Source organism: Paenibacillus sp. LK1, from assembly GCF_002750415.1.
Lineage (GTDB): Bacteria > Bacillota > Bacilli > Paenibacillales > Paenibacillaceae > Paenibacillus > Paenibacillus taichungensis.
Genome location: NZ_PEII01000009.1, coordinates 226,536 through 250,326, shown reverse-complemented (window position 1 = coordinate 250,326; position 23,791 = coordinate 226,536). Strand labels below are relative to the sequence as shown.

Sequence of the window (23,791 nt, the reverse complement as noted above, 5' to 3'; positions counted from 1 at the left end):
ATAATGCTGCCCTATCGCTGAGACGCACTCTGAACTATTTTTAATAGATTTCCGTTGGTATCATACCGATATGTATATACCTTTCCATTAGCGGTCGTCACAGATGTTAATCGATTGTTGGAATCATATACATAGGTCGTTTTGCCTGCCGCTTGTACGGACGAAGCCATACAAAATATTCCCAGACCTAATACGCATGCTCCAGTCCACCTTTTCCATTTCCCTTTGTTTTTCAATTCAATTCCTCCCTATGACAGAATAATTGGATCTTTCCCATTATAGTAAATATATTTTGTAACTATCTATCAAAATTTGTTGTATGATCCATAATATACAGAAAAATTGTGGCAATAGAACAATAATAAGACTATTTAGGCAATTAAGTTGCCTAAATAGTCTTATTTTATTTCATATGGATTAATCAAACATCAGTGCTGCACGGCTGTAACCGAAGCGTCGAGCGAAATCCGGCTTAGCTGCTGGTTCATTTTATACACCTCAATCCCGGCCAAGAGCACAATGCCGATACCGTGCGTATCGTTCAGAATCCATCCCAAATCATCCCGGTAATAGAGTGCGGTAAAGGAGTAACCGGAACCCCGGCATACACCGTAGACGTTGCCTTTATAATCAATGGACAGATGGGTCATGCCCTCCCATCCTTTGCGCACCGCATCCAGATAGGCCTCTGGCTGCTCCAGCCAGCCTTCACGAATACCGCGGGCATAAGCGTAGATGAACATCGACGTGCAGGAGGTTTCTTCATATGAATCCGGGCGGTTCAGCACCTGATGCCAGAGACCATTTTCACCTTGCAGTGCCAGATACCCCTGACATAAATCCCGGTAGAAGCTCAGCAGTTCTGGCCGTTTGACGTGATCACTTGGCAGAATCGACAGTAGTTCGGTTAGCGAAAACAGAACCCATCCGTTCCCGCGCCCCCATGGTATACCTGTCGCCTGTCCACGCACAAAATCATACACATGGGACATGATCTGTTGTTCGGGAATATACAAATATTTGCGAAACATCAGGAACTGGTTGATTGCATCCTCCCAATAAGAAGTATCTCCCGTCAACTGGCCGTACCGCATCAGGAAAGGTGTGCTCATATACAGATCATCACACCACATCGTTTCCTGGCGCATCTCTCCGCTACCACGAACACGGTAAAAGGCCCCGTCTTCCAGACGTTCCTGTTCATCCGTAATATAGCCCGCAATACGATCTGCGGTATCCCTGCCTCCACGAATGTCGCCGAGTTCCATCGCTGCCAGCAAAGTAGATCCAAACGAACCGCAATCATCCAGACTGTCGATTGCAGACAGCTGATTATTGATTCCCGCGGCGCCGTACCCTTCCCGATCCCACAGACCGTAACGGTCAAACGACGTACTCAGGCCGATATGGTCCCGCACATACTGAACATAGTCGTCACGTCCCAACTCCTGTCCAATCTGTAGAAGTCCAAGCAGAGTAACACCGAGTGGATAATTCCATTTGCCATAATGGGTATTTTCCAAATAGGGCCGGACACTCGTTTCAGGTAGATCAACATGCCAGTATACACCTTGGGCTCCATCATCAAATACAGTATCTGTTACCACGATGTCTTGGGGAGATGGTTCAGAGCCTGGGGAAAATCCACCCGTATACAGCCACGCATCGGGACATCCTGCAACCGGATGAGGTGGTCTTAATCTCCATCCCGTTGCAGTGGAATCCTTCGCATCTTCCAAGGTGAATCCCCACAACTTGCACCCAGCCTTGGTTTCGCCTTTCGCTACCAGATCAGATGGACCGTAGCGGCGAGGCAGTTCAATGCGGAAATTGCCGCTTTGCCCAGCGGAATATATTTCCTTGCCATCAACATACAGGGTGAGGGCACCTTCATGTTTCCCTTGCAAAAGAACAGGTGACGATCCCGGTTGGATGACATCCAGTTTGGACCATGCGTACGCAACAGCAGGCTGCTCTGTCCCAAAGATTCTGGCGAAAGCTCCAGCGTTCTGTTCCCCTTCTGTCCAGTCCCTGTGCGGATACCAGGAGAGGCCCGTTTCTGCTTCAGTCATGCCATCACGAGGGAGTGATGATAAAGGTTCATCGACTGGTTCGGAGTACAACCAGCCCTCCTGACCTTGGCGATCCACACCTGGTGTGAGGAAGTGAAGCGGAAAGTTTTTAAATGAGGCTGTTCCGTAAATCCCGCCGAATCCCACCTCTGTTTTTACAAAACAAAGCAGCACATCGTTCCAGCCATATTTCACGGAAATCGGAATCTGGGTTCTTCGCTCGGGAAATAACTCCTGCAATAGCTCCGATTTGAAAATCTCTTCTCCGTTCACATAGACCGTCACCGGACTATAACAGTTCAGTCCCGTATTTAACGTGGCCTCCTGCTGGCTCCACAACTTGCCCCATACGTACACATACTGTCCTGCACCAGCCTCTTTCCACTTGGCATCCAGATTCAGATCATAACGATAATCCCCAAGTCTTCGGAAGCCTTCACGATGGTACGCTCGGAACAGAAAGGAGTGTTTCGGATGGTCCCCAATATAACGCTGTGCCACAGTAGTCAAAATATCCGGAATTGAATCATACACCTTGCCTGCAATCGCCTCGTTTTCATGAAAATAACGAATGATCGTCAGCTCCCTTCCTATACCTTGATTCGTTCGGTTAGTCGCAATGTGTCGCCAGCCTTCACTTCAACCACCTGCTGATCCGCTGTAAACCAGATGGAGATGGCCGATGGGTTATGGATAATCGACCGGTCTGCTGAACACTCCAGACGTTTGACCGCTTTCCAGTATGCAATCACTTCGATGTTCGTTGCGTACCAGATGTCGTCCCGGCCGCCAATCTTCTCAGCAAACTGCTCTATAATCTGCCAATTGTCGTTATCATTGAATTCGTAGCTGTGACCCCATACATATAACAAGAGTGGCGTACCTGTCTTCGTATGCTGGATAAATCGTTCGGCATGGGCCGCCAAATCATGGTTATGGTGGCAGGTTGGATGCCATTCAAGCGGCCGCTTAGGCAGTGTGTACCTGCCATGGGATTCAACCGTGCGTGCATAATTGATGCCAAGCCATTCGAGCTTGGTGCTGAGTGAACGGTCATAACCGCCATTCGGATAGGCCATACCTCTTACCGGATAACCGACAAGCTGTTCCAGCGATCTCCGATCTTCCATGATCTCTTCGGTCAGCAGCTCATCCGGAACATAAGGCAATGTGGGATGGGTGACCGTATGCACAGCCACTTCATGCCCGGCATACAACTTCGCAACTTCTGTCGTCTCAATTCGGCCAGGCTTACTCAGCGTACCGGAATTCAGATTGAATGTGCCCCGCAGCCCATGCTGATTGAAAATTTCCACCAGTCTGCGATCATGCACCACACCATCGTCATAACTGAACGTCAACGCCTTCATCACACCACCTGGGTAGCGGTCAAACTGGATACGATGCCCCATCTTTTTACTCCTCCCATTTCAACTGCTTATCCTTCTATCTCCATAAGGAATATATCCGTTTATCTTGTGAGGCTTATTCTTCAGCTGATATATGACCGGCTTCCTGCAAACTGTGGCTGCCCGAGTCAAAATACGTACCTTCCAGCAGTCCAATTAGTGTATTGGTAACTCGTACTTCAATATCGTTATCCCCTGCTCGCAGCCACGAGGCTTCTCCCGTCCAGCGATATGGAGACCAGCATCGAACGCCCAGAGTGTGACCATTCACCCGTACCTCGACCACATCCTGCACCTGCCAATCATTGAATTCCAGTTCAAAGGACGCAACCTCTTCAGCAGACTGATCCACCCAGAAGCTTCGTTTGTAACTCATCTCTCCTGCAAAATGGGGATAAAACGGCTGTGGCTCAGGCCCAATTCGGCTCGACGTATCCGGCTCACGAACGAGAGAGACCATGCCTTCATGATGAAATTCCACGCCAAACCGACCTTGCAGATACAGTGGATCAACGATACCTTCTTCATCCCTCATGACCTGTACGGTAACGGTTATTTCATTCAGACCATTGCGCAACAATTCTGTTATATTGCAGCCAATATTATGGTGATCATTAATTTCAATCGGCTCAAATTGATCAGGTCCGATCTGTTTTCCGTTGATATCCATGGTCCAGTCACCTGATATCGCTGCCCTGTCCATGAATAACAGACATTCTGCCAATGCCGTTCTTAGCTCAAATGTAGTCGTATACTTGCACTCGATTGGATAGGCAACGGATGCTTTCTTCGGTGTACCAAATACCTGATTAAACTGGAGCGGCAGATGATGGTTCTCCGACAATTCAGCCGCCTGGTCAATAAACGGTTTGACTGCAGCATGATTACGTTCAAAAATTACACCGTTGTCATTGGAAGCTGTTACGTTGAACTGTCCCATTCGAAGTGTGTTGGACTGCACGGTTTCCAGACGCCATGGCCCTTCCGAAGGAAGCTGAATGGTATGGGGTGCGTTCTCAGTCTCAGTAACTAAACGATTCCCCTCTGATGCCTCTTGAGCATGTTGTAAAGTAAGCCTCACCGCATGTGCTTCATAGGGAGCAAGCTTTAACGAAATGCACCATTCACCACCACTGCTGGTAAACGGCAATAATTCACGCTGTCCTGTCTCCAGATCGAGGCGTTCCGCCAGCAGACGTGTACCCGCTGAAAGATCCAAATCCGTCCATAAGCGCTTGGCTACTATTTTCAATTGCCCTTCAAGTTGTTGTCCTTCCTGGTTGGACAAAAAGATCATAAACTCTCCGTCCGATAATTGACGGGTCTGCATAAGCAGCGACGCACTTTCTTCTTCCATGATCCAACAGATCGGTTCGGGCAGTACATGATCCAGCAGCAGGGAGATCAGTTCCAAGGAGAAGTCATCCCCGCGACCTGTTCCAGCAGGTAGAAAATAGGCATTCCCCTGTCCCTGCTGCCACATCAATTCGCTGCTCTCATGACCTGTTTCTTCCGCATTGCCCCAATATGCCTCGTGCGGCTGGTTGCCTGCGCCAAAGAACTGAGCGGCCTCATTTCCTGCAGGGCTTCCTCTCTGGATGGCTACATGCGGAGGCATGCCTACCGATATGACCGTTCCCCCCTGTTCTACGAACAGCTTCACCTGCTGCCAGGCTGCTGCCTCCAGGTTCAGCATCGGTGGAAGAATCAGCACTTCATAACGTGCAACGCCAATCTGAATTGTACCCTCATTCAGCACAGCTTCCGCTAACAGCTCGGGGTCCAGATGATCATAGTCACGTCTGTTTTCGACCAGATGCGAGGTGATCCGCATCCAATCGTTCGTGAGACGATCCAGCTTCGCCCGTTCTGCTTCGTCTTCTCCGCCATATTCGAATCCGTGAAGCGGATTGCCCATCAGGCTCCAGAACGTAGTCGTTGGATCAAGCACAGCAATACGAATGTCCGCAGTCCCGGTGCTCATCAGATAGCTTAAACGTCCCGTGTAATCTCCCAGCTGCCGGAAATGACGCCAATACGGGTTCTGTATAAACTGGGATGGCGGTGCATCATGCTTGGCAAGTCCGCCGATGGTATAGAAAAAGGCGTGGAAGTTAAAAAAGTTGGTGCCCATGGCTGCCATCCGGTCAATCATCCATTTGGCATCCTGTAAGGTCATCGACCAGCCTACACTGTGGAAACACTCAATCAGATTACGGCTTCGGCCAAGCTGTCTGGCAAGCGAGCTGACCATCTTCGGGTTGTCGCGCATTTTTTTGCCATACCGTTCCAGAATCCAGGATAAGGGGCGTCCGATTTTCTCATGTGCCGAATCTCCACCTGGCATATGACTGAACAACTGCGTGGTCATCCGTACCCCGGGCACTTCTGCCGCATACTGAATCCCTGCCTCTTCACACCAGTCATGTACCTGTTTGTGATACGACTCCCTGAGCAGCAGATGTAGCGACTGATAATAGTCATACCTGATACGTTCTGCGTCTGGGACATCGCCATGCAGTAGAGCAGGTAGGGACTCGATCAGACTGTAACCACAGCGTTCGCTAAAAAATCGAGGAAGCTGTGGAGACCAAGGAATACGCCCAAGCGGCGCAATTTCATCAGAGAACATGCCTTTGATTACGCTTTCAAACTGTTCTCCAACGGCTTCCTTATACCGTTCGTGGGTCAGTTCAATAAAACGGCTCATCGCTTCTTTGTGACACGGGTCTACAAAGTTGCCGTAATATTTGAAATCATCCATCTCTTCTTCCTGAAATATAATCACGTCCCATTCCCCAGCGGGAGCTTTCCATAACAGGCGAAAAGCCGTTCGGTATGTAAAAAACCGCTTGCGATTATACGACGTGAGTCCTGTCTCCTGATATACCTGATCAGTCTGGATATTGCCGATGTTACTGCGCAAATCAATGGATTCATGCCACAATCGTTTGCCCTGCGCATCCTTGGGTATTGCCTTCGCCACTAAAAATCGACCCCACGGCAACTCATGATCCACTGTTTCTTCGCCATGAACACAAATCTGCTGATGTACAAGCTGGCGCTGCTTCGCCTCAGGAAAATCAAGTGTCACCTCACCGCCGGCCATCCCGCTTGGATAGGGATACTCGTCATATAACCATACCTGCATGCCGCAGGCGGCCGCCGCTTCCACTGCAATCCGTACCTTGTCAAACCATGCTTCGGACAGATAGGGAATCTCTAGCCCCTGACGTGGACAGATGAAAAAACCACCTACGCCCTGTGCAGACATTTCGGCTATTTGCCGTTTGATTTGCCCTTCTTCCATATCCCCATTCCAAAACCAAAAGGGATGAACCCGGTACTGCGCCTCGGGATTTTCAAATGCATCCCTGTTCCACATGTCGCTTCCTCCCTGTATGTGCAAGAATGGTCGTCCATTTACCGATAACGTTCATTTAAGTTCAAATAGGTTTGTTTTCAATGATTATACATCAAAATCCAAAGACTGGAAGCTATAATTCACAAAAAAAGAGGAAGATGGTTTTAATTGTCCTGAATTATGCATATACGGAAATGCCCGGCTGCACCTTTGCACTACAAGCAAGGCTGCCGGGCTCTGGAACATCAAACTACTTCAGTGCAGCGTACAGCTCATTCACTTCTTTGACATAGTCGTCGCCGCCACTGCTTTTCCACAATGCAACAGCATCCTGGAAGCCTTTTTCATCAATTTGCCCCACGATGAATTTGATACGGGCATCATTGATGATGTTATCCAGCTGTGGTCCTTTCTGGGCATACACATCGGAAATCAGTGGTTCGCCAGGATTAGCAATGACGATTTCCTCATTGGCTTTCTGCACCTGTGCAACTTTTTCGCGAACAGGGGTCTGCTGCACACGAAGTGTTTTGTCCTCTGGAATAAACATGAGGATCTGATTCAGACCCTGTACATCTCTCAGCGCCAGTTTGTCAGTGGTCGGAATGACGTAACCCTCTTTTTTCTCATACTGCTTGCCTTCCAGACCGTTCCCTAGCAGCGCCTGCAATTCAGGTTCATTCAGTTGATCCAGGAAACTCAGCACCTTTTTCAGATCTTCTTCCGTTTTGACACTGCTTTTGGAAATTGCAATCATACCGGAATAGCCGGATGTTGGCATATCGCGTAATCCCTTTGGACCTTCCATCGCTTGAAGTACATCCACATGTCCAGTCGCTGACGGATCTTTCTCCAGTATCTTCTGATCCATCCGCTGTGCGTTATCCGCTACATCCACCATGACACCTGCTTGCCCGTTTACAAAAGGATCAGGTAGTTTCGTTGCATCCATCACGGCAAAGTCCTTGTTGACCAGACCTTCGCTATAGATTTGGCGGAAAAATTTCAGAGCTTCCATATATTCTGGAGTCTCATGCGCTGGCATCAAACCTCCATTACCATCATCACCCCATTTGTTGGGTGCACCAAACCAAATCTGCATGTTATCCCAAGGGCCCGTGAATTTGCTCGCCACCAGACCGTAGGTATCGTCTTTACCGTTGCCGTCTGGATCATCCTTCGTGAACGCTTTCAATACATTGTAGAACTCGTCAATGGTCTTTGGCTCTTCCAGACCGAGCTTCTCCAGCCAATCCTTGCGGATCGTGACTCCGTTACGTCCCAGAGCACGTGCGCGGTAGATGCCATAGGTTTTGCCATCGATAGAAGCATTGTTAGTGATAATTTCATTCATCTTGCTCAGGTTCGGATAGTCTTTCAAATAAGGTCCAAGCTCCCAGAAAGCTCCGGTACGAGCCGCATTAATAAAACTTGGGGACTTACCAAGCACAACCATAACATCGGGCAGCTTGCCCGAGGCCAGCGTGATATTGAATTTGTCCTCATAAGAGCTGCTCGGTACCCATTGCAAATTCACGTCCACCTTGGTCAATTCTTCAAGCTTCTGAACCACAGGGCTGTTATCGGGCGGATTCTCCGCTTCAAAGTTCGGAAGCATAATCGTGATCTGATCCGTGCCTCCCGCAGCTGTTCCTGAACCTGCTTTGTCCGTAGAGCAAGCTCCCAGAACCGTACTCAGTACCAATGATGCAGAGAGTAGCAATGCACCTTTTTTGAATCCCGTCTTTTGTCCCATACGTTCTCCCCCTTGGCTTTAGCCTTTGATTGAACCTAACATGACACCCTTGGCAAAATGCTTCTGCAAAAACGGATAAACCAGCAAAATCGGAATAGTACCTACGACGATAACTGCCATTTTGATCGACTGCTCTGGTGGTTGTACAAAATTAGGGTCCATGTTCGCCATATCTCCGACACTGGCTTGCGAGAGCAATACGATCTGTCTCAGCATGACTTGCAGTGGCCATTTGTCACTGTCAGAGATGTACAGGAGTGCCGAGAAAAAGTTATTCCAGTGCCCTACGGCGTAGAATAACGCAAATGTGGCAATCACCGGTTTGGATAATGGCAGAACAATTCGCCACAGTACCCCAAGATCCGAACAGCCGTCGATGCGGGCCGCTTCCTCCAGCCCTGGCGGCATTTGTTGAAAGAAGTTTTTGACAACAATTAAGTTAAAAGCGCTGATCGCGCCAGGAAGCATGAGGGCCCAGTAGGAATCCAGAAGTCCAAGTCCACGAATGACGAGATAGGTCGGGATCATCCCGCCGCCGAACAGCATGGAGAAAATCACCATGTTCATCATGACATTCCGGCCCCAGAAGTCACTTCGGGACAGCGGGTAAGCCATCGTCAGCGTGAAGAAGAGATTGACCAATGTACCTGCAACCGTAACAAATATTGATACCCCTATACTGCGGAAGATGGTGGACGAGGAAAAAATATACTCATACGCACTGAATGAAAACACCTTCGGAATAAGGAAAAAACTGCGTTCGGTAATCTCTGCTTCGGTCGCGAATGAATTTCCTATAATATACAGAAAAGGAAGGACGGTTAATATGCCCAGAATCCCCAGCATGACGTAATTGAAAATATCAAATACTCTGCCGGCAGGGCTGTTGTATAGACGGCTGTTCATGGGCGATTTCCTCCTTATCAATGGATGACGTACATGCTCTTAATAGATTCCGGGATGCCCGAATTTCTTGGCCAGTTTGTTGCTGCCCAGCACCAGAATAATTCCGACCACAGACTTGAATAACCCAACCGCGGTACTGTAACTGAATGCACCTTGCGTAATTCCGACGGTGTATACATACGTATCAAATACATCTGCCACATCACGATTCAGCGAGTTGGTCATCAGATAGATCTGTTCAAAACCGGTATCCAGAAAGTTCCCCAGCCTGAGAATGAGCAAGATGACAATGGTTGTGCGAATCGCTGGGAGCGTGATATGCCACATGCGTCGTAATCGTCCTGCACCATCCACAATCGAAGCTTCATACTGCTCTGTATCCACACCTGCCAGTGCCGCCAGGAAGATAATCGTTCCCCAGCCCATCTCTTTCCACATCATCTGAATAATAATGAGCGGACGGAATGACCCCGGACTTGCCAATACATCGATCGGTTTGCCTGTGATCCAGGAGATCAGGTCATAGAGTACCCCACCTTGTGGAGTCAGGAATACATAAGTGATACTCGCGATAATGACCATGGAAACAAAGTGAGGTACATAGACCAGCGTCTGAATCGTTCTTTTGAAGAAAGCGACCCGGATTTCATTGAGTAACAAAGCGATAATAATCGGTGCCGGGAAAAAGAATATAAGATCATATAGGGCAAGGACGAGCGTATTCCTCAGCAATCGGAAGAAGTCTGGATTGGAGAAGAAATTCGTAAAGTTCTCTATGCCCACCCATTGACTGTCGCGAATACCCAGAAAAGGCTGATAGTCCTGGAAGGCAATAACGATCCCCCACATGGGCAAGTATTTAAAAATGACAAAGTACAAAAATCCGGGAAGCACAAGCACGTACAGCCATTTATTTCGTTTGATCTGCCTCTTCCAGTTGGACTCCCGCTTCATCGGCAATGCGGCCATTTCCACTTGAGCTGCTGTAGCGCCATTTTCATTCCAGTCCGTCTTCCCGTTCATAATGTCTCCCCTCCCTATTTATGTAAGCGTTATCAATCGACCTGTTACTCAGACTATACAGCTGCCTTGTTTCCGGCAACCTTCATTTTTTGCATGGTTGTGCAAAGTGGTCCGAAAGCCCGCTATAACGCCATTCCTCCTTCAATTTGGATATATTTTGGCAGAGGTTATTGCACATTTTTGCAGCATTATCCTTCTTTGTTTCCGAGATAAAACATGAAAAACCGGAGTCCCATGAATCGGGATTCCGGTCAATGATGAATTCTTATGAACAGGTTTATTTACCTAGCCATTGATCCCGATACTGGCTCGGCGTTAAGCCTTCCTGTTTCTTGAAAATCCGATTAAAGTAACTGTGCTGGTATCCAACAGCGCCTGCGATATCATTGATTTTCATCGTGGTCTCACGCAGCAATTGCTTCGCCGCATCCATTCGTACTCGTGTTAAATAATCAATGAAATTCATGCCCGATACTTGCTTGAATGCCTTGCTTAATGCATAAGGGGTCATCTGCTCCGCATCTGCACAGCTTTCCAGGGAAAGTTCGTTTCTATAATTCTCATCAATAAACAACATCGTACGTTCCACGACCTGCTTCATCGGCTCCTGGGAACGCATCTCGATCTCCTGCACATATGGCAGCAATACTTCTCCGATCATCCATTTCATCATTTGTGCTGGTTCGCGAATCGTAGATAAGCGCTCATACATGTTGCAGCCACCAAACAGCTTGTAAGGCGTTACCCCAGTCTGCAGCATCATATGCTGAATACTTCCCAGCAATTGAAGCATCATCTGCTGCACCTGGAATTCGGAACTGCCTGCTCGGGTGATCTCGGCCATAAATTGCTCCAGTACACGCTCAGCCTCATTTTTCTTCCCAAGTCTGATCGCCTGAAGGATCTCACGTTCCAGCCCCAATGGGTAGGAGGCTTCTTCCTTTCTGCGGAAACATTGCTCATCCTCCAGATCAAGAATCTGGCTCCCGTCTTCCACGCTGCGATAGGCAACCGCCTGCTCCATCTCCATGAATAATCCCGGCAATTCCTGAGGAGACGCGGCCGGACGGCTCACCATCACGGTCACGTTCATTCTCAATGTCTGACCAATGACCTCCACCAATTCCTGACCCCATAACAATGCGTGTGACTTCACAGGCTCGTCCTCAGGTGCAATCACAAGCATGGCTGAAGACAGGTCGTGAAAGTTCATTACACTAATTTGACTAAAATAATTTTTGGCAACTTCTTCAATGATATTAACCGCCGCAAAGGTAACCAGCCCCGTGTCCTGGCTCCCAAATCTCCCCTGCAGCTGGGCATAGCCCGTAAAATACATCTGAAGCAGCAAAAACTGCTGGTCGTCCACCTCAAACCCAAGATTCCTCATCCGCTGCTGAAGATCCTGCTCATTATAGGCATACAGATGCCCCTGCACCAGTTGTAATACAAAACTATCCCGCAAATGGGGAAGCTGCTCCTGCAATTGCCGGTGGGCGGTCAGGCTCTGCGAGGTCAATTCGTTCCACTGTTGTTCCAGCAGCTGGAATTCATCCAGCCTGGTGTCTGTTGTCGCTTCATTCCTGCCCGGCGTCAATAAATGGAGCATCCTTGCTACGGGAGAATATATTCTGCGTGAAGCAAACCAGGATAATAGCAACCCCAGGACAAGACTGCCGGCACTTGCAATGACGATGATTTTGGACACGAGCTTCACTGGCGAGGTCACCGATGTCAGCGGAGCTGCGGAGACATATGTCCAGTCCGAATCAATTCGACTCAGTGATCCATAGGACACGGAATAGGTCTCGTCCTCATATTTGAACAGGAATGAATGGTTGTCTGCATGCAGGGTTACCTCTTCTTTGAGCTGCTGCTCAAAAGCAAGGTCAGCCTTCCCTGCAACCGGATTACCGGTAAGCAGTGTATTGCCCTGCTGGTCCATGAGGAACGTTAACCCTTCATCATAAGGAGTAAGCGTTTTCAACAAACTGGCGACTTTCTCATTATCCAGCGTAATGATCAGCGCACCAAATGGATTAATGCTTTCACCCGGAATCTTATGTACAAGAACCATTGCATTACCCGGATCGGTATGCAGTATACTATCATTCGTTTGAGATGCTTTATCACTGCTTTGGCTCGCAATCCAGTCTGTCCAATACACATGGTTCCCCATCGTCAGATAGCGGTCGTAGGCCTGTATTTTTGCATCATCCTTCAACTCGTTATAATCGCGATTAAACAAAATCGGTTTCGGTTCCTGTAAATATAGCTGCGCGGATTTGATGAGCGGATGAGAGCCTTGCAGCACGTACAGTGTGGTGACGATCTCCTGTGTTTCGTTGAAATAATACACAAAATCCAGCGTTCGCAGCGCATTGCCAAACCTGGGTTCAAAAGCCCAATGGGACAAGGTCATCTCCAGATAAGCGAGTTGGTCGTCCACGTTGCGCGCCCGGTTCTCAATCTGGCTTCGGTGCATCTGATTAAATTCATTTTCCATTCGGCCAACGACCAACTGGTACATCACGATGCCTGTAATCAGTCCGGGAATGCTGGCAATGAGCAAAATAAGCATCAAACTATTTCGATAAAAACGCCCTTTATGTCGTCCTGTGGTTAACCCTGGCCAACGCGTGAGTCTGCTGGAGGGTCTTCCCTTCCTAACTGGTTCCATTAGCGCTCACCTGCCTGTTTGCGTAAGGTCTGACTGTCATGGGAACTCCCTCAACTCCCCTGCGGAATGGTTTACATGAGAATATATGGATGAAATCCGTTTCTTGTATTATACGCATAATTTCCAGGGGAATGAAACGGTATGTATCAGATCATTTTTTAACCAATGTTTTATTAACGCATCAAAATGGATTACAATAGGATAAAGCAAAACATGAAGGAGGCCTTTTAATGAAGGAACAAACTTATTTTCAAGAAAATAGAGAGAAACACCTGGCAGAATTGAATGAATGGTTGTCCATTCCAAGTATTTCAGCCATTTCGACGCATAAAGAGGATATTAACCGTGCAGCACAATGGGCTGCAGATGCACTCACTCGTGCAGGTATGGAAAATGTAGAGGTTATTCCAACAGCGGGACATCCGATTGTATATGCAGATCACCTGCATGCACCCGGCAAACCTACTGCACTGATCTATGGACACTATGATGTACAACCTGTCGATCCGCTTAACCTGTGGGAAACACCTCCATTCGAACCTACCGTTCGTGATGGCAAACTGTTTGCACGTGGTGCTACGGATGACAAAGGACAAATCTTCTTACATATCAAAGCGGTTGAAGCACTGCTTGCCGAAAACAAGGAACTTCCCGTTAATGTGAAATTCTGCATCGAAGGCGAAGAGGAAATCTCCAGCCCGAACCTGCCGATCTATCTGAATGACAATACAGACAAGCTACGTGCAGACATGGTACTTATCTCGGATACGTCCCTGCTCGAAAAAGGAAAACCGGCGATCTCCACAGGTCTGCGTGGTCTTTGCTCACTCGAAGTGGATCTGAACACAGCCAATACTGACCTGCACTCTGGTTCATTTGGAGGCGGTGTACCGAACGCACTGCACGCATTGGTATCCCTGCTCGCTTCGCTGCATGATGAGCAAGGCCGCGTGAGTGTAGATGGTTTCTATGATGGTGTTCTGCCGCTCTCTCCTGAGATGAGAGAAGAGTTCGTGAAGCAAGGCTTCAATGAAGAACAGCTTCGTCAAGACCTCGGACTGGAGCAATTATACGGGGAAGAAGGCTACTCGTTCGTCGAACGTGTTGGCGCACGTCCAACGCTGGAACTGAATGGCGTATGGGGCGGATTCCAAGGTGAAGGCACCAAAACCGTTATTCCGAAGGAAGCTCATGCCAAAATTACATGCCGCCTTGTTGCGGATCAAGATCCACAGCAGGTGCTGGACCGTATCGAAGCACATCTGCGCGCTCATGTTCAACCAGGCGCAACGCTACATGTGAAACAGATTGAGAAAGCCTTTGCGTTCAACACTGATCCATCTGATCCAGTACTGCAAAAAGCAGCTGATGCCTATGAACAAGTGTATGGGGTTCGTGCCCTGTTTACGAAAGATGGCGGCTCCATTCCGATCGTGGAGAAACTTTCACGCGTGCTTGGTATTCCGGCTGTTATGATGGGCTTCGGTTTGCCAGATGAGAATCTGCATGCACCGAATGAGCATTTCAACCTGGAGAATTTTGATAAAGGGTTGTTGACAATTGTTCAGTTTTTGAAAAGTTTGTAAAGTTTAGTTCATTTCAAAAATAAGTGCTGGTCAGCGTGCGAAGTGGCCGTTACGGATACGAATCGTTCTTTCGATCGCTGTTATCCCCGGATTTCTTTGATTCCCTTTTGACAAAGGTGAAATCCAGGGATAGCATATGCTTCCGAAGTAGCTTTCTTGCAGAAAGCTTTTAGGCGAACGCTTCGCTTCTTCAGAATCGATTTCGTCTCCTTCACTACTTTGCAGCTTTTCCATGACTTATTTTAAGATTGAACCTACTTTACAAATGAAGGATAGTAGGTAGATATATAGATAGATAAAAGGGGTGTGCCGTCTATATTCATGACGGCACGCCCCTTTTATAATTGGTGCGACAGATTCGTTAGCGTTGTGACTAGAAGAAGTATACAAACTTCCGGAGACATCCTCTAGATTTTAATCCTGTATCCTCTACTTATGAGCGGAAGGTTGTGAAATTTAACATATGCACAAGCTGCATCATATGCGTGATTTCCTGCTGGACTCCGGAGGTGTCTGTGCCAGCCATCGCTAGATTGGCCCGCAGCGTTCTACGGGTGTTCAGCATACCGTCAATTAACTTCATGACCGTGTTGCGTCCACGGTGATCCACAATCATATACTTTTTGCGTGCATCCAGCTCCACCCATACGATATTGCTGAATGAGGTGAACAGGTGTCTACGGTACTGCTCCATATCGGTCTCATTGTAGTGCTCGCCATAAAAGGCATAATATCCGTGTACGTGCAGCTTTTCCGCCAGCTCTGTGATGAACGGGTCGAATTCGAGCATAGCGTTACGTTCCATGTTTCACGCCTCCGTAATGCGTGATCCGCAGATCCCGGCTTTTTTGAGATCTATTTTAACACATTACGCAAGCTATTGCCTGTTGAGGCACACGACAACACTACAAATGTAGAATTAACCGCCAACTCGTCTGCCCTTCACCCACACTTCCTCAATTTTCAAATCACCATTCAGCAAAACGACGTCCGCCTGTTTGCCTTTAGCAAAGGAACCCGTGCGGTGATCAATGCCGAGCAGACGTGCCGGCGTCAGGCTGGCTGCGCGTGACGCTGCATTCAGACTCAAGCCTACTTCCTGTACCAGATAGCGGAAACCACGAATCATCGTGAGCGTGCTTCCTGCCAGTTGGCCTCCGTCTTTCAAACGTGCCACACCTTTCGTAACAATCACAGGCAGATCGCCAATTTTGTATTCACCATCATCCAGCCCGGTAGCAGACATCGCGTCTGTGATTAACACAAGCTGATCTGCTTGTTCTTTCAGTTGAGCCAAAATAGACATCGCCGCCGGATGCACATGGATACCGTCTGCAATGACCTCTGCACTGATGCGGGAATCACTAAGCACTGCGCCGGCAGCTCCGGGATTGCGGTGATGCAGCGGTGTCATCGCATTGAATGTATGCACGGCATGGTGCAGCCCGGCTTCGACCGCAAGCTGTACTTCTTCATAGGTCGCATCTGTATGTCCTAATGCCGCTGTAATTCGCTGCTCACGCAGCCACGAAATGACTTCGAGCGCTCCCTCACGTTCCGGCGCCAGGGTGACTTGACGAATCAGGCCCGGATATTGTTTTTCCCACGCCTCAAGCCAGGACACATTAGGCAACACGATATGATCCGGGTTTTGTGCGCCGGGCCACTTAGGACTGAAAAACGGGCCTTCCAGATGTACACCTTCCAACTGTGCAAAAGGCATGTCACCGGAACGATAACTATCCACTTCAGACAATACCCGATCGAGACTGTCTTTGGGCGCTGTCATGGACGTTGCGAGCATTGCAGTAGTTCCCTGTGTGCTGTGGAATGAAGTGATTTTATCCAATACTTCCTTACTTGCGTCCATAAAATCTTCTCCATTACCACCATGTACGTGGATATCTATAAATCCAGGCACAATGACGCCATGTTTGGAAACAGGCACAGATACGGCTTCACGGCGAATCTGTTCAGATAGTCCCTCGGGTGCGCCAGCATAAAGGATTTTCCCTTCTGTCCAGACGAGTACACCATCCTCCATTACACCATCGGGCAGTACGATTTTACCTCGAAGAAGAGAAATGGTTTTTTCACTCTCTTGCTCCTGGTTTTCCATAGGTTCTACGTTCATTTCACCAACCTCCCCGCAGCACGGTCCAGCAATACCACCACATTGGGATGACATTGCAGCAGCGAAGCGGGACATTGTGTTGTAATCGGCCCCATAAAGGCTTCACGAATAATTTCGGCTTTCTCCTCACCACGGGCGATCAGCAAGATTTGTTTGGCTTTTAGAATCGTACCTACACCCATCGTGATGGCCTGAGTCGGAACTTCATCAATATGATTAAAAAAGCGGGCGTTTGCTTTTCTTGTCTCTTCTTTGAGATCCACCACATGTGTTCGTCCTGTGAGTTCGGTTCCGGGTTCATTGAAGCCAATGTGGCCATTATGCCCGATACCCAACAGTTGCAGATCTACTGGTCCACGATCATCAATCCGTTGTTCATAGGAAACACACTCCTCATTTAAATCCGAAGCCTGTCCATTCGGCACCTGGGTTCTGGCGAGATCAATATCAATATGGGAAAACAATTGTTCATTCATAAAGCTGCGATAGCTTTCGCGATGGTCTACAGGAAGACCGACATATTCATCCAGATTGAAGGAAGATGCCTGCGCAAAGCTGACCAGACCTTTTTGATACAAAGCAATAAGCTGTTTATAGATACCCACAGGAGAACTTCCAGTCGCAAGCCCCAGTACAGCCCGGGGTTTCGTCTGTAGCAAACTGGCAATCACACCTGCACCCGTTGCGTTCAAATCTTCTTCATTTTCAAAAATACGTATATTCATCTTCTTAGGCACCTCCGTTATGTTGAACTCGATAAGACTGTACATTGTGATACGATTGTTCCAATTTGGGGATAAAACGGTCAAAGTCGGCACTAACCATGCCCGTGAACAGAATATCGACGACATGCAGCAATGCAATACGTGAAGCCATATCCCCGCGCCTCATGCCTTCTTCCAACGAGGACGTAAAGAGCGGAATATCCGACACCGCCGCGAGTTTGTTATTGCCATAGGATGTCAGTGAAATGGTAGAAGCTCCCGCCTGTTTGGCACAATGCAAGGCATCGATCGTCTCCGGCGTTTCACCCGAATAAGATACCGCCATCGCCACATCTCCCTCACCCAGTGAAGAAGCCGACGTAATTTGCATATGTGAATCCGAGAAGGCAGTACAGCTTTTGCCGATCCGCACAAGTTTCTGGTAGAAATCCTGCGTAACAATGGAAGAGGTTGCGACACCGTAGAGATCAATACGACGGGCATGACATAGTAACTGAACTGCATGCTCCAGCCTTCCTAGATCCAGCAAACGGGTGGTGTCCGCAATGGATGCAAGATGATTGGCTTCAATGGCTTCCACAATTTTGGACAAAGGATTACCTGCCACGATATCCTGATAAGCTGTTTCATTGGTGGAATGGGACAATTCTGCGGCCAGCTTCATTTTGAAATCAGGAAAACCTTTGAAATGGAATGATTTGCAAAAGCGGGTTACCGTAGCCGCACTTGTTCCGCTTTGCTGTGCAAGATGGTTAATGGTCCAGCCAGGAATATCAGATGGGGACTGTAAAATCACCTCTGCAATTCGTCGTTCCTGAGACGGAAGTTCATTCAGCTCTTGCTGCAACGCATGTAGTATGGCTGCCATGGGCTCTCCTTTTATGAAAATTATTTTTATTAATTCATTATAAATAAAGAAAATTATTTTTATATTTTCATTTTAATCAATACGTTATTGCAAATCAAGAGGATTTTAACCATGTATTCACGGTATGTATGATAAATTTTTTAAAAATGTATCTTCTTGATTAAGGAGTGGGATTCCGCTTATATTGGAGATAAACCTTGAAGTGAATGTGGACATTTCATTTCTAAGGAAGGAGTACACTCGATGAATCGACGACAACGTCAAAAAATGATTCCTTCCACCTGGATTATTGCCATAAAACAGACCGAAGCTCGTAAATACTATGTCCTCTATGCCATCGACTGGAAGCGTGGAGCGCGACTGAGCTGGGAAGGTTGGAATAACCTCGCAGACTTGCTGCAGTTTCATATTCCAATCAAACGTAAAACTGGCGGTTCAAAATCTTCCTTCCAACCTGCTGCCAAAATTGCAAAAAAAGCACTCTATCTGCACTTAGATGAAACACAATACGGTGAATTGGAGCAGCTCTACTATCAGCCTTTTTCAAAGAAACAATGGAGATCCTTTATTGAGGTGCATTCCAATAACCATATGTAGGTGAACCCTTATGCCATATACGATTACGGTTGTGATTCCCATCACGCTCTGCCCGTAGCATTCTGTACCCTTGGAATTTCTGCGGGCTGAGCCTTTTCCCAAGGGAGCGTGATGATCCATGAAATCTCAGCAAAGAAATCAAGCCTATTACAGGCATCACAGAAAGCGTGTTATTCAACGAAAAAAACAGCTTGCTGTACGATACGGTTGGTCCTACAAGTTCGAAGGTATTTTTGCAAAAGGGAAAATACATTGTTCCTGCTGGTGGTGCTGCGAAAAGACAAAGCGGCTAGGCTATCCTAAATCCGAGCTAAGCAGAATAGCGGACTGCACTCAGCAGCTTCTGAATTCAGACTTCTGAGAATGACTATTTAAAACAAGCGATTCCTTCATTTTAGGAATTCGCTTGTTTTTGCTTTCCACCTAAAACAAAAAAGTCTTTCCCCATTCTTCATGATGAAGAATAGAAAAAGACTTTCATGCTGCTTCAATCAACTGTGCAGTATCGCGTCAGATCTTCAGTTCTCCGAGCTTAATCAGCTCGACAACTGCTTGCGAACGACCCTTAACATTGAGTTTTTGCATCACATTCGAAATATGGTTGCGCACCGTTTTCTCGCTGATGAATAACTGCCCTGCGATGTCACGCGTCGTTTTGTCCTGAACCAGTAATTCGAATACTTCGCGTTCACGGTGGGTCAACAGAAATTTGCTTTTATGATCGATACCCTTCAATGTTCACCCCTCCTTGCCTGGGTTGTGTTGGTGTAACAAGGTTAAGGGGATACAGTCAACTCATCTTATGTAAGGTCAAGGGCGTTGGTTCAGTTTTATCAAAAAAATGGGCAGTGAATTGAAATTTGAATGAATAATCACTATGAAGGTACACAAACGTAGTAATCTGGAATCGTCAATTGGGACTAAGTATCATATGGGCATACTATGAATTATCTTCTTAATCGTTATTATCAATATTCCTTTTAAAAAAACATGCCCTCGCGACTAATGTTGACCATCAGCGCAAAGGCATCTTGTTCAATCTAAATTACCGATTCATGCGATTCAACATGCCGTCTTTGTTGTTACGATTCATGATGCCATCATCAAGCACGCCGTCTCGGTGATTTGTGTTCAACGCATTCGTTGGGAAAATACGTTCAACCATCGATTGGAACGTGTTAATCATGCCGCTAACCGGTTTGCCGTTACGGATATCTGTGGCGTAGCTCTCCACATGTTGTACAAAGTCCGGGTTAGCTGATACGTATACGTTCTCCACGTGAGGTGCAAATTGTTTGATTTTCGCCGAGATTTTGGATTTAATCTCTTCGGAGGTGTTATCATCCGTGCTATCAATACGTGATGTTTCACTCTTCATCCCGTAGCGACCTTCGCTCATTGTACGTGGACCTTCTGTCATTGTACGTGCATTGCCACTGTTAGTTAGACCACGCATCATTCCATACGATCCAGTTCCCATGGTTCCATAGATGCTGCGGTCATTGCCCATGTGGCTGCGATCCGTAGCTGCATCCGTGTTCAATCCCGGAGCTATGCCGCTGGTGCTGTATGGAGACATGGTTCCATTACCACCATTTACACGCAAACCGCCCATATCCTGACCCATGCTTTCTGTACGCATAGTGCCATTTGCACGGTTACGCAAAGATTTGCTTTCCAATTTGCCAGTGTGACCATCTGTCAAACGGACTGCAACATATGCGTTACGATCAGTCAGCATAACACTTGCGGACTTTACTTCCTTCATTTCTGAAATACGTTTAGCCAGCTCGTCACTTGATTTCAGGTCAGTGACGTTATGCGTCCGATAGCTTTTCGCACGAATACCATCCATCCCATTGGACTCAACACCATAACGGTTGATGCCTTTCACTTCGTGACGAACACTTTGGGTATGCAGATTGTTATCTTTTGTGCTCGTTCCACAACCCGTCAATCCAGCCATTACGAAGATTGCAGTAGACAAAGATAAGCTGATTGCTGTCGCCTTTTTGGCTGCTGGCATGTCTCATCCTCCAATTATGTTGGTTTTGGTCACAAGGATAGGATGCTCTTCTGTACAATGCGATATGCTGAAAGGATATGGAACATTAGCCTCCTTTATCTGGGCTCAAACGATTTCTCTATTACATAAAAAATAAAAAAGCGATGCTTGCACAAAGTGCAGCACCGCTCCATATAACCTTCGATTTCCTGTTCTAGTGTGAACCTTCATTATCATGTTGAAGGAGCCATTCACTTAATTGGATGTGGAGGAGGAATTCGCATCAGCATCAGCATTATCTTCACTCGAAGATGATGCTGATGCTGATTTTTTGATCGAATTCGGAAACTGCTCAGCTTCCTTCAGACTAGCTGCATCCATTGGATAGGCCCACTGACCGTCCGGCGTGACTACCCAGATCTGATCCGGTTCTGATGGAATAGTAAGCCCTCGGTACACATCCGTAACAGCTTCTCCATTAACCTTCTGCTCAACGGATAAAGTAAAGCGTGGCACGGTTCCCTTCAGTTCAGAAGCTTTGCGCACATCGTCAGCTGTGGACAGGTTTTTGATTTTGCCAATCAGAGATACAGCATCTGTAGCTTCAATCGCTTCACCATTAAGCGTCCACGTCTGATCTGCCGCACCCTCATCTGACGAAGATTTGAGCATCCAGGTGGCTGCTTCGCCTTCCCATTCCAGTGTAATGACATTCGTTTCATCCAGATTAAACGGAGTCGTATCCAGCAGATCCTGCCGTGATAATTCTATATTGCTGATGGATTCCGTCTGTACAGCTACAACAGGTCCGGAGTCTACCCGCACATAACGAGCGTCATCAGCTGGCAGCTGGCCACCGATGCTCAGTTTGATCTCACGGTTATCGTTTAGCTGGATATCGAGCAACGTTGCATCTGAACCCAATCCATACTTATCGAGGTCCTTCGGCTCCTTCTCTACAACCAGTTCCTGATCCGCACCACTTAAGGCATCAAGCCAGCTGCTAACCGTATACCCGTTCAAAGGATAGGCCTTGGGTTCCACCATACTCCATACACCATTCTTTAGTTCCAATTGTGAAGATGAGGGTTTTGAAGCACCTGATGTGTCTGTATTGTTATCATGAATCGTGATCGACTGTATATCGGCAGACTTTATACCGAGCAACTTGACCTTCTCCGCTTCCTCTTCACGAAAATAATTTTGACTGGCCGCATAGACCCACCCGATAATCAAGACCAATAAGACTAAAATCGTTGGGACCCATTTTTTCATACACGTCTGCGCCTCCACCATAAGAGTACACCTATCATAACAAAGATGAGCGGGAATGCGACAATCGCCACGAAGAAAATGGTTCTGGCTTGTTGACCATCCAGATACGCCGTTTGATAACCGGATTGCACCCGTGGCCGAATCGTTACTCCATCTTCTTTTTCACTTAAATAGTTGACGGTATTCAAAATAAAATCTCGGTTACCACCGTTCACTATTTCCGAGTCCTGCATGAAAATGGATGATCCCAGAATTACAGCCTTCGGTTTGCCATCTGTTGTATCCGCCGCATATCCAAGCTCAACAGGACCTTGTACATCCTGATCCGGATCGTTGGTTGTTTCGTTTTGCAATAAACCTGCAATATTAGTCTCGCCATAACTTTCATCGGATGAATGAATAAGCGGCGACAACGTGTATTTATCCTGCTCTTTGCTCGTCAAAGCAATGGACAGGGATAACATCGGGTACAGTTTGCTTTCTGACAGTTTATCCGTGATGGCATGTGTGCCATACTCCGGCACAACCCACAGTGGGCCCATTGTGCTGGCCTGCTGGTTATCCACCATGACTGCATGCTCATCAACCACACCATAATCCGTCATGAGTGCATCGATATTTTTCCAAGTCAACTTCATGTCTTCGTGAAAACCGAGGGATAACAGCAATTTACCGCCGTTACTCAGATATGTCCGAATAGCTTTCAGTTCAGTATCACTAATATCCCGCTGTGGCCCAATAATTGCGAGTACGTCCGCATCTTCTGGAACCTGACCTGCCTGATTCAGCTGAAGTTCTTCTGTCGTGATATTATTCTGTTCCAAAGATGAGCGCAGCGTAGTCAGTTGATCCAGGCCAAGCTCCTCATGTCCTGTCAGGAAGACCATTTTGTGCATCTCCGTTGAAGACAGATTCATTAGCGCTTGTGTCAACTTTTCCTCACCTGTGAACTGGTACGATCCATCGCTTCCATCTCCGACAGCCGTAAACAGACTGGCGATATCAATGACTTTATATTGATCGCCCTGCTCTAATACAATGGAACTGCCTGTGATACCATATTTGGAGGCCAGCGTAGGCTCCTGCGTCAGATTATATTGCTTCATCGTCAGTTTGCTGTTGCGTTTCGTATATTCCTGAACCATATCCGATACTTCCCGGTTCAAGACCGTATTATTCGCATTTTCGACGGTTAACACCAGAATGTTGACGTCTTCCTTTACATTTTTGATCGCGGTAAGAGACTGGTCAGACAAGGTATATTGTTTATTCGAGGTCAGATCCAGTTGGAACCCGCCAAGTGAATTCAGAAACAGGGTCAGCAAAATAAAGATGCCAATCACCGCTACAGACAGCACGGTACTGTTGGTATGACTCAACCATTTTTTCAT

18 protein-coding genes are annotated in these 23,791 nt (G+C 47.4%); 2 read left to right on the top strand and 16 right to left on the bottom strand.

Annotated elements, in window-relative coordinates; all coding sequences use genetic code 11:
• Positions 1 to 11 precede the first annotated feature (11 nt).
• The 8 genes from CS562_RS20845 to CS562_RS20810 all read right to left on the bottom strand — a co-directional run bounded on the left by CS562_RS20845 (position 12) and on the right by CS562_RS20810 (position 13,210).
• Positions 12 to 236 carry an RHS repeat domain-containing protein gene (locus CS562_RS20845; RefSeq protein ID WP_099858099.1) on the bottom strand — a complete coding sequence of 75 codons (225 nt, stop codon included), beginning with the start codon at positions 234 to 236 and terminating at the stop codon, positions 12 to 14.
• Between the two features lie 192 nt (positions 237 to 428).
• Positions 429 to 2,606, bottom strand: a complete 2,178-nt coding sequence (locus tag CS562_RS20840) for a glycoside hydrolase family 88/105 protein (RefSeq protein ID WP_257219564.1) — start codon at positions 2,604 to 2,606, stop codon at positions 429 to 431.
• Positions 2,607 to 2,662: 56 nt separating this feature from the next.
• On the bottom strand, positions 2,663 to 3,484 hold the full coding sequence (locus CS562_RS20835; RefSeq protein ID WP_099858097.1) for a polysaccharide deacetylase family protein: 822 nt from the start codon (positions 3,482 to 3,484) through the stop codon (positions 2,663 to 2,665).
• Positions 3,485 to 3,557: 73 nt separating this feature from the next.
• On the bottom strand, positions 3,558 to 6,866 hold the full coding sequence (locus tag CS562_RS20830; protein ID WP_099858096.1) for a glycosyl hydrolase: 3,309 nt from the start codon (positions 6,864 to 6,866) through the stop codon (positions 3,558 to 3,560).
• A 229-nt stretch (positions 6,867 to 7,095) separates the two neighbouring features.
• Complete coding sequence (locus tag CS562_RS20825; RefSeq protein ID WP_099858095.1) at positions 7,096 to 8,601, bottom strand: extracellular solute-binding protein; 1,506 nt, start codon at positions 8,599 to 8,601, stop codon at positions 7,096 to 7,098.
• Positions 8,602 to 8,619: 18 nt separating this feature from the next.
• Positions 8,620 to 9,507: a carbohydrate ABC transporter permease gene (locus tag CS562_RS20820; protein ID WP_024632531.1), complete on the bottom strand. Its 888-nt coding sequence runs from the start codon at positions 9,505 to 9,507 to the stop codon at positions 8,620 to 8,622.
• Between the two features lie 39 nt (positions 9,508 to 9,546).
• Positions 9,547 to 10,476, bottom strand: coding sequence for an ABC transporter permease (locus tag CS562_RS20815; RefSeq protein WP_257219570.1), 930 nt, complete (start codon positions 10,474 to 10,476; stop codon positions 9,547 to 9,549).
• A gap of 331 nt (positions 10,477 to 10,807) precedes the next feature.
• On the bottom strand, positions 10,808 to 13,210 hold the full coding sequence (locus tag CS562_RS20810; protein ID WP_099858093.1) for an AraC family transcriptional regulator: 2,403 nt from the start codon (positions 13,208 to 13,210) through the stop codon (positions 10,808 to 10,810).
• A gap of 230 nt (positions 13,211 to 13,440) precedes the next feature.
• Between CS562_RS20810 and CS562_RS20805 the strand changes: the two genes are divergently transcribed.
• Complete coding sequence (locus tag CS562_RS20805) at positions 13,441 to 14,796, top strand: dipeptidase (protein ID WP_099858092.1); 1,356 nt, start codon at positions 13,441 to 13,443, stop codon at positions 14,794 to 14,796.
• Between the two features lie 433 nt (positions 14,797 to 15,229).
• On the opposite strand, the gene CS562_RS20800 is transcribed toward CS562_RS20805, so the two are convergent.
• The 4 genes from CS562_RS20800 to CS562_RS20785 all read right to left on the bottom strand — a co-directional run bounded on the left by CS562_RS20800 (position 15,230) and on the right by CS562_RS20785 (position 18,523).
• Complete coding sequence (locus tag CS562_RS20800) at positions 15,230 to 15,601, bottom strand: hypothetical protein (RefSeq protein WP_076290821.1); 372 nt, start codon at positions 15,599 to 15,601, stop codon at positions 15,230 to 15,232.
• Between the two features lie 114 nt (positions 15,602 to 15,715).
• On the bottom strand, positions 15,716 to 16,930 hold the full coding sequence (gene nagA, locus CS562_RS20795; protein ID WP_257219563.1) for an N-acetylglucosamine-6-phosphate deacetylase: 1,215 nt from the start codon (positions 16,928 to 16,930) through the stop codon (positions 15,716 to 15,718).
• Positions 16,927 to 17,655 carry a glucosamine-6-phosphate deaminase gene (gene nagB, locus CS562_RS20790; RefSeq protein WP_099858091.1) on the bottom strand — a complete coding sequence of 243 codons (729 nt, stop codon included), beginning with the start codon at positions 17,653 to 17,655 and terminating at the stop codon, positions 16,927 to 16,929. Before nagB ends, nagA begins: the two co-directional genes overlap by 4 nt.
• A 4-nt stretch (positions 17,656 to 17,659) precedes the next feature.
• Positions 17,660 to 18,523 (bottom strand): MurR/RpiR family transcriptional regulator, encoded by an 864-nt coding sequence (locus tag CS562_RS20785; RefSeq protein WP_099858090.1) that lies wholly within the window; start codon positions 18,521 to 18,523, stop codon positions 17,660 to 17,662.
• A gap of 243 nt (positions 18,524 to 18,766) precedes the next feature.
• Between CS562_RS20785 and CS562_RS20780 the strand changes: the two genes are divergently transcribed.
• Complete coding sequence (locus CS562_RS20780; protein WP_099858089.1) at positions 18,767 to 19,120, top strand: hypothetical protein; 354 nt, start codon at positions 18,767 to 18,769, stop codon at positions 19,118 to 19,120.
• A 510-nt stretch (positions 19,121 to 19,630) separates the two neighbouring features.
• Here CS562_RS20780 and CS562_RS20775 read toward each other — a convergent pair.
• The 4 genes from CS562_RS20775 to CS562_RS20760 all read right to left on the bottom strand — a co-directional run bounded on the left by CS562_RS20775 (position 19,631) and on the right by CS562_RS20760 (position 23,791).
• Entirely contained in the window at positions 19,631 to 19,855 is a 225-nt protein-coding gene (locus tag CS562_RS20775; protein WP_017692532.1) for a helix-turn-helix domain-containing protein, read from the bottom strand.
• Positions 19,856 to 20,165: 310 nt separating this feature from the next.
• A complete protein-coding gene (locus tag CS562_RS20770) occupies positions 20,166 to 21,146 on the bottom strand; it encodes a YhcN/YlaJ family sporulation lipoprotein (RefSeq protein ID WP_099858088.1) in 981 nt (326 codons plus the stop codon).
• Positions 21,147 to 21,380: 234 nt separating this feature from the next.
• The gene (locus CS562_RS20765; protein WP_180287194.1) at positions 21,381 to 22,400 is read right to left on the bottom strand and encodes a DUF4340 domain-containing protein; all 1,020 of its coding nucleotides are present in this window, start codon (positions 22,398 to 22,400) and stop codon (positions 21,381 to 21,383) included.
• Entirely contained in the window at positions 22,397 to 23,791 is a 1,395-nt protein-coding gene (locus CS562_RS20760; protein WP_099858086.1) for a GldG family protein, read from the bottom strand. The genes CS562_RS20765 and CS562_RS20760 overlap by 4 nt, the downstream gene beginning before the upstream one ends.

Bases quoted from the DNA above. Each gene is read 5' to 3' on its own strand.
- CS562_RS20835 (WP_099858097.1), bottom strand. From the start codon at position 3,484: ATGGGGCATCGTATCCAGTTTGACCGCTACCCAGGTGGTGTGATGAAG.
- CS562_RS20830 (WP_099858096.1), bottom strand. From the start codon at position 6,866: ATGTGGAACAGGGATGCATTTGAAAATCCCGAGGCGCAGTACCGGGTT.
- CS562_RS20825 (WP_099858095.1), bottom strand. From the start codon at position 8,601: ATGGGACAAAAGACGGGATTCAAAAAAGGTGCATTGCTACTCTCTGCA.
- CS562_RS20820 (WP_024632531.1), bottom strand. From the start codon at position 9,507: ATGAACAGCCGTCTATACAACAGCCCTGCCGGCAGAGTATTTGATATT.
- CS562_RS20815 (WP_257219570.1), bottom strand. From the start codon at position 10,476: ATGGCCGCATTGCCGATGAAGCGGGAGTCCAACTGGAAGAGGCAGATC.
- CS562_RS20810 (WP_099858093.1), bottom strand. From the start codon at position 13,210: ATGGAACCAGTTAGGAAGGGAAGACCCTCCAGCAGACTCACGCGTTGG.
- CS562_RS20805 (WP_099858092.1), top strand. From the start codon at position 13,441: ATGAAGGAACAAACTTATTTTCAAGAAAATAGAGAGAAACACCTGGCA.
- CS562_RS20800 (WP_076290821.1), bottom strand. From the start codon at position 15,601: ATGGAACGTAACGCTATGCTCGAATTCGACCCGTTCATCACAGAGCTG.
- nagA (WP_257219563.1), bottom strand. From the start codon at position 16,930: ATGAACGTAGAACCTATGGAAAACCAGGAGCAAGAGAGTGAAAAAACC.
- nagB (WP_099858091.1), bottom strand. From the start codon at position 17,655: ATGAATATACGTATTTTTGAAAATGAAGAAGATTTGAACGCAACGGGT.
- CS562_RS20785 (WP_099858090.1), bottom strand. From the start codon at position 18,523: ATGGCAGCCATACTACATGCGTTGCAGCAAGAGCTGAATGAACTTCCG.
- CS562_RS20780 (WP_099858089.1), top strand. From the start codon at position 18,767: ATGAATCGACGACAACGTCAAAAAATGATTCCTTCCACCTGGATTATT.
- CS562_RS20770 (WP_099858088.1), bottom strand. From the start codon at position 21,146: ATGCCAGCAGCCAAAAAGGCGACAGCAATCAGCTTATCTTTGTCTACT.
- CS562_RS20765 (WP_180287194.1), bottom strand. From the start codon at position 22,400: ATGAAAAAATGGGTCCCAACGATTTTAGTCTTATTGGTCTTGATTATC.
- CS562_RS20760 (WP_099858086.1), bottom strand. From the start codon at position 23,791: ATGAAAAAATGGTTGAGTCATACCAACAGTACCGTGCTGTCTGTAGCG.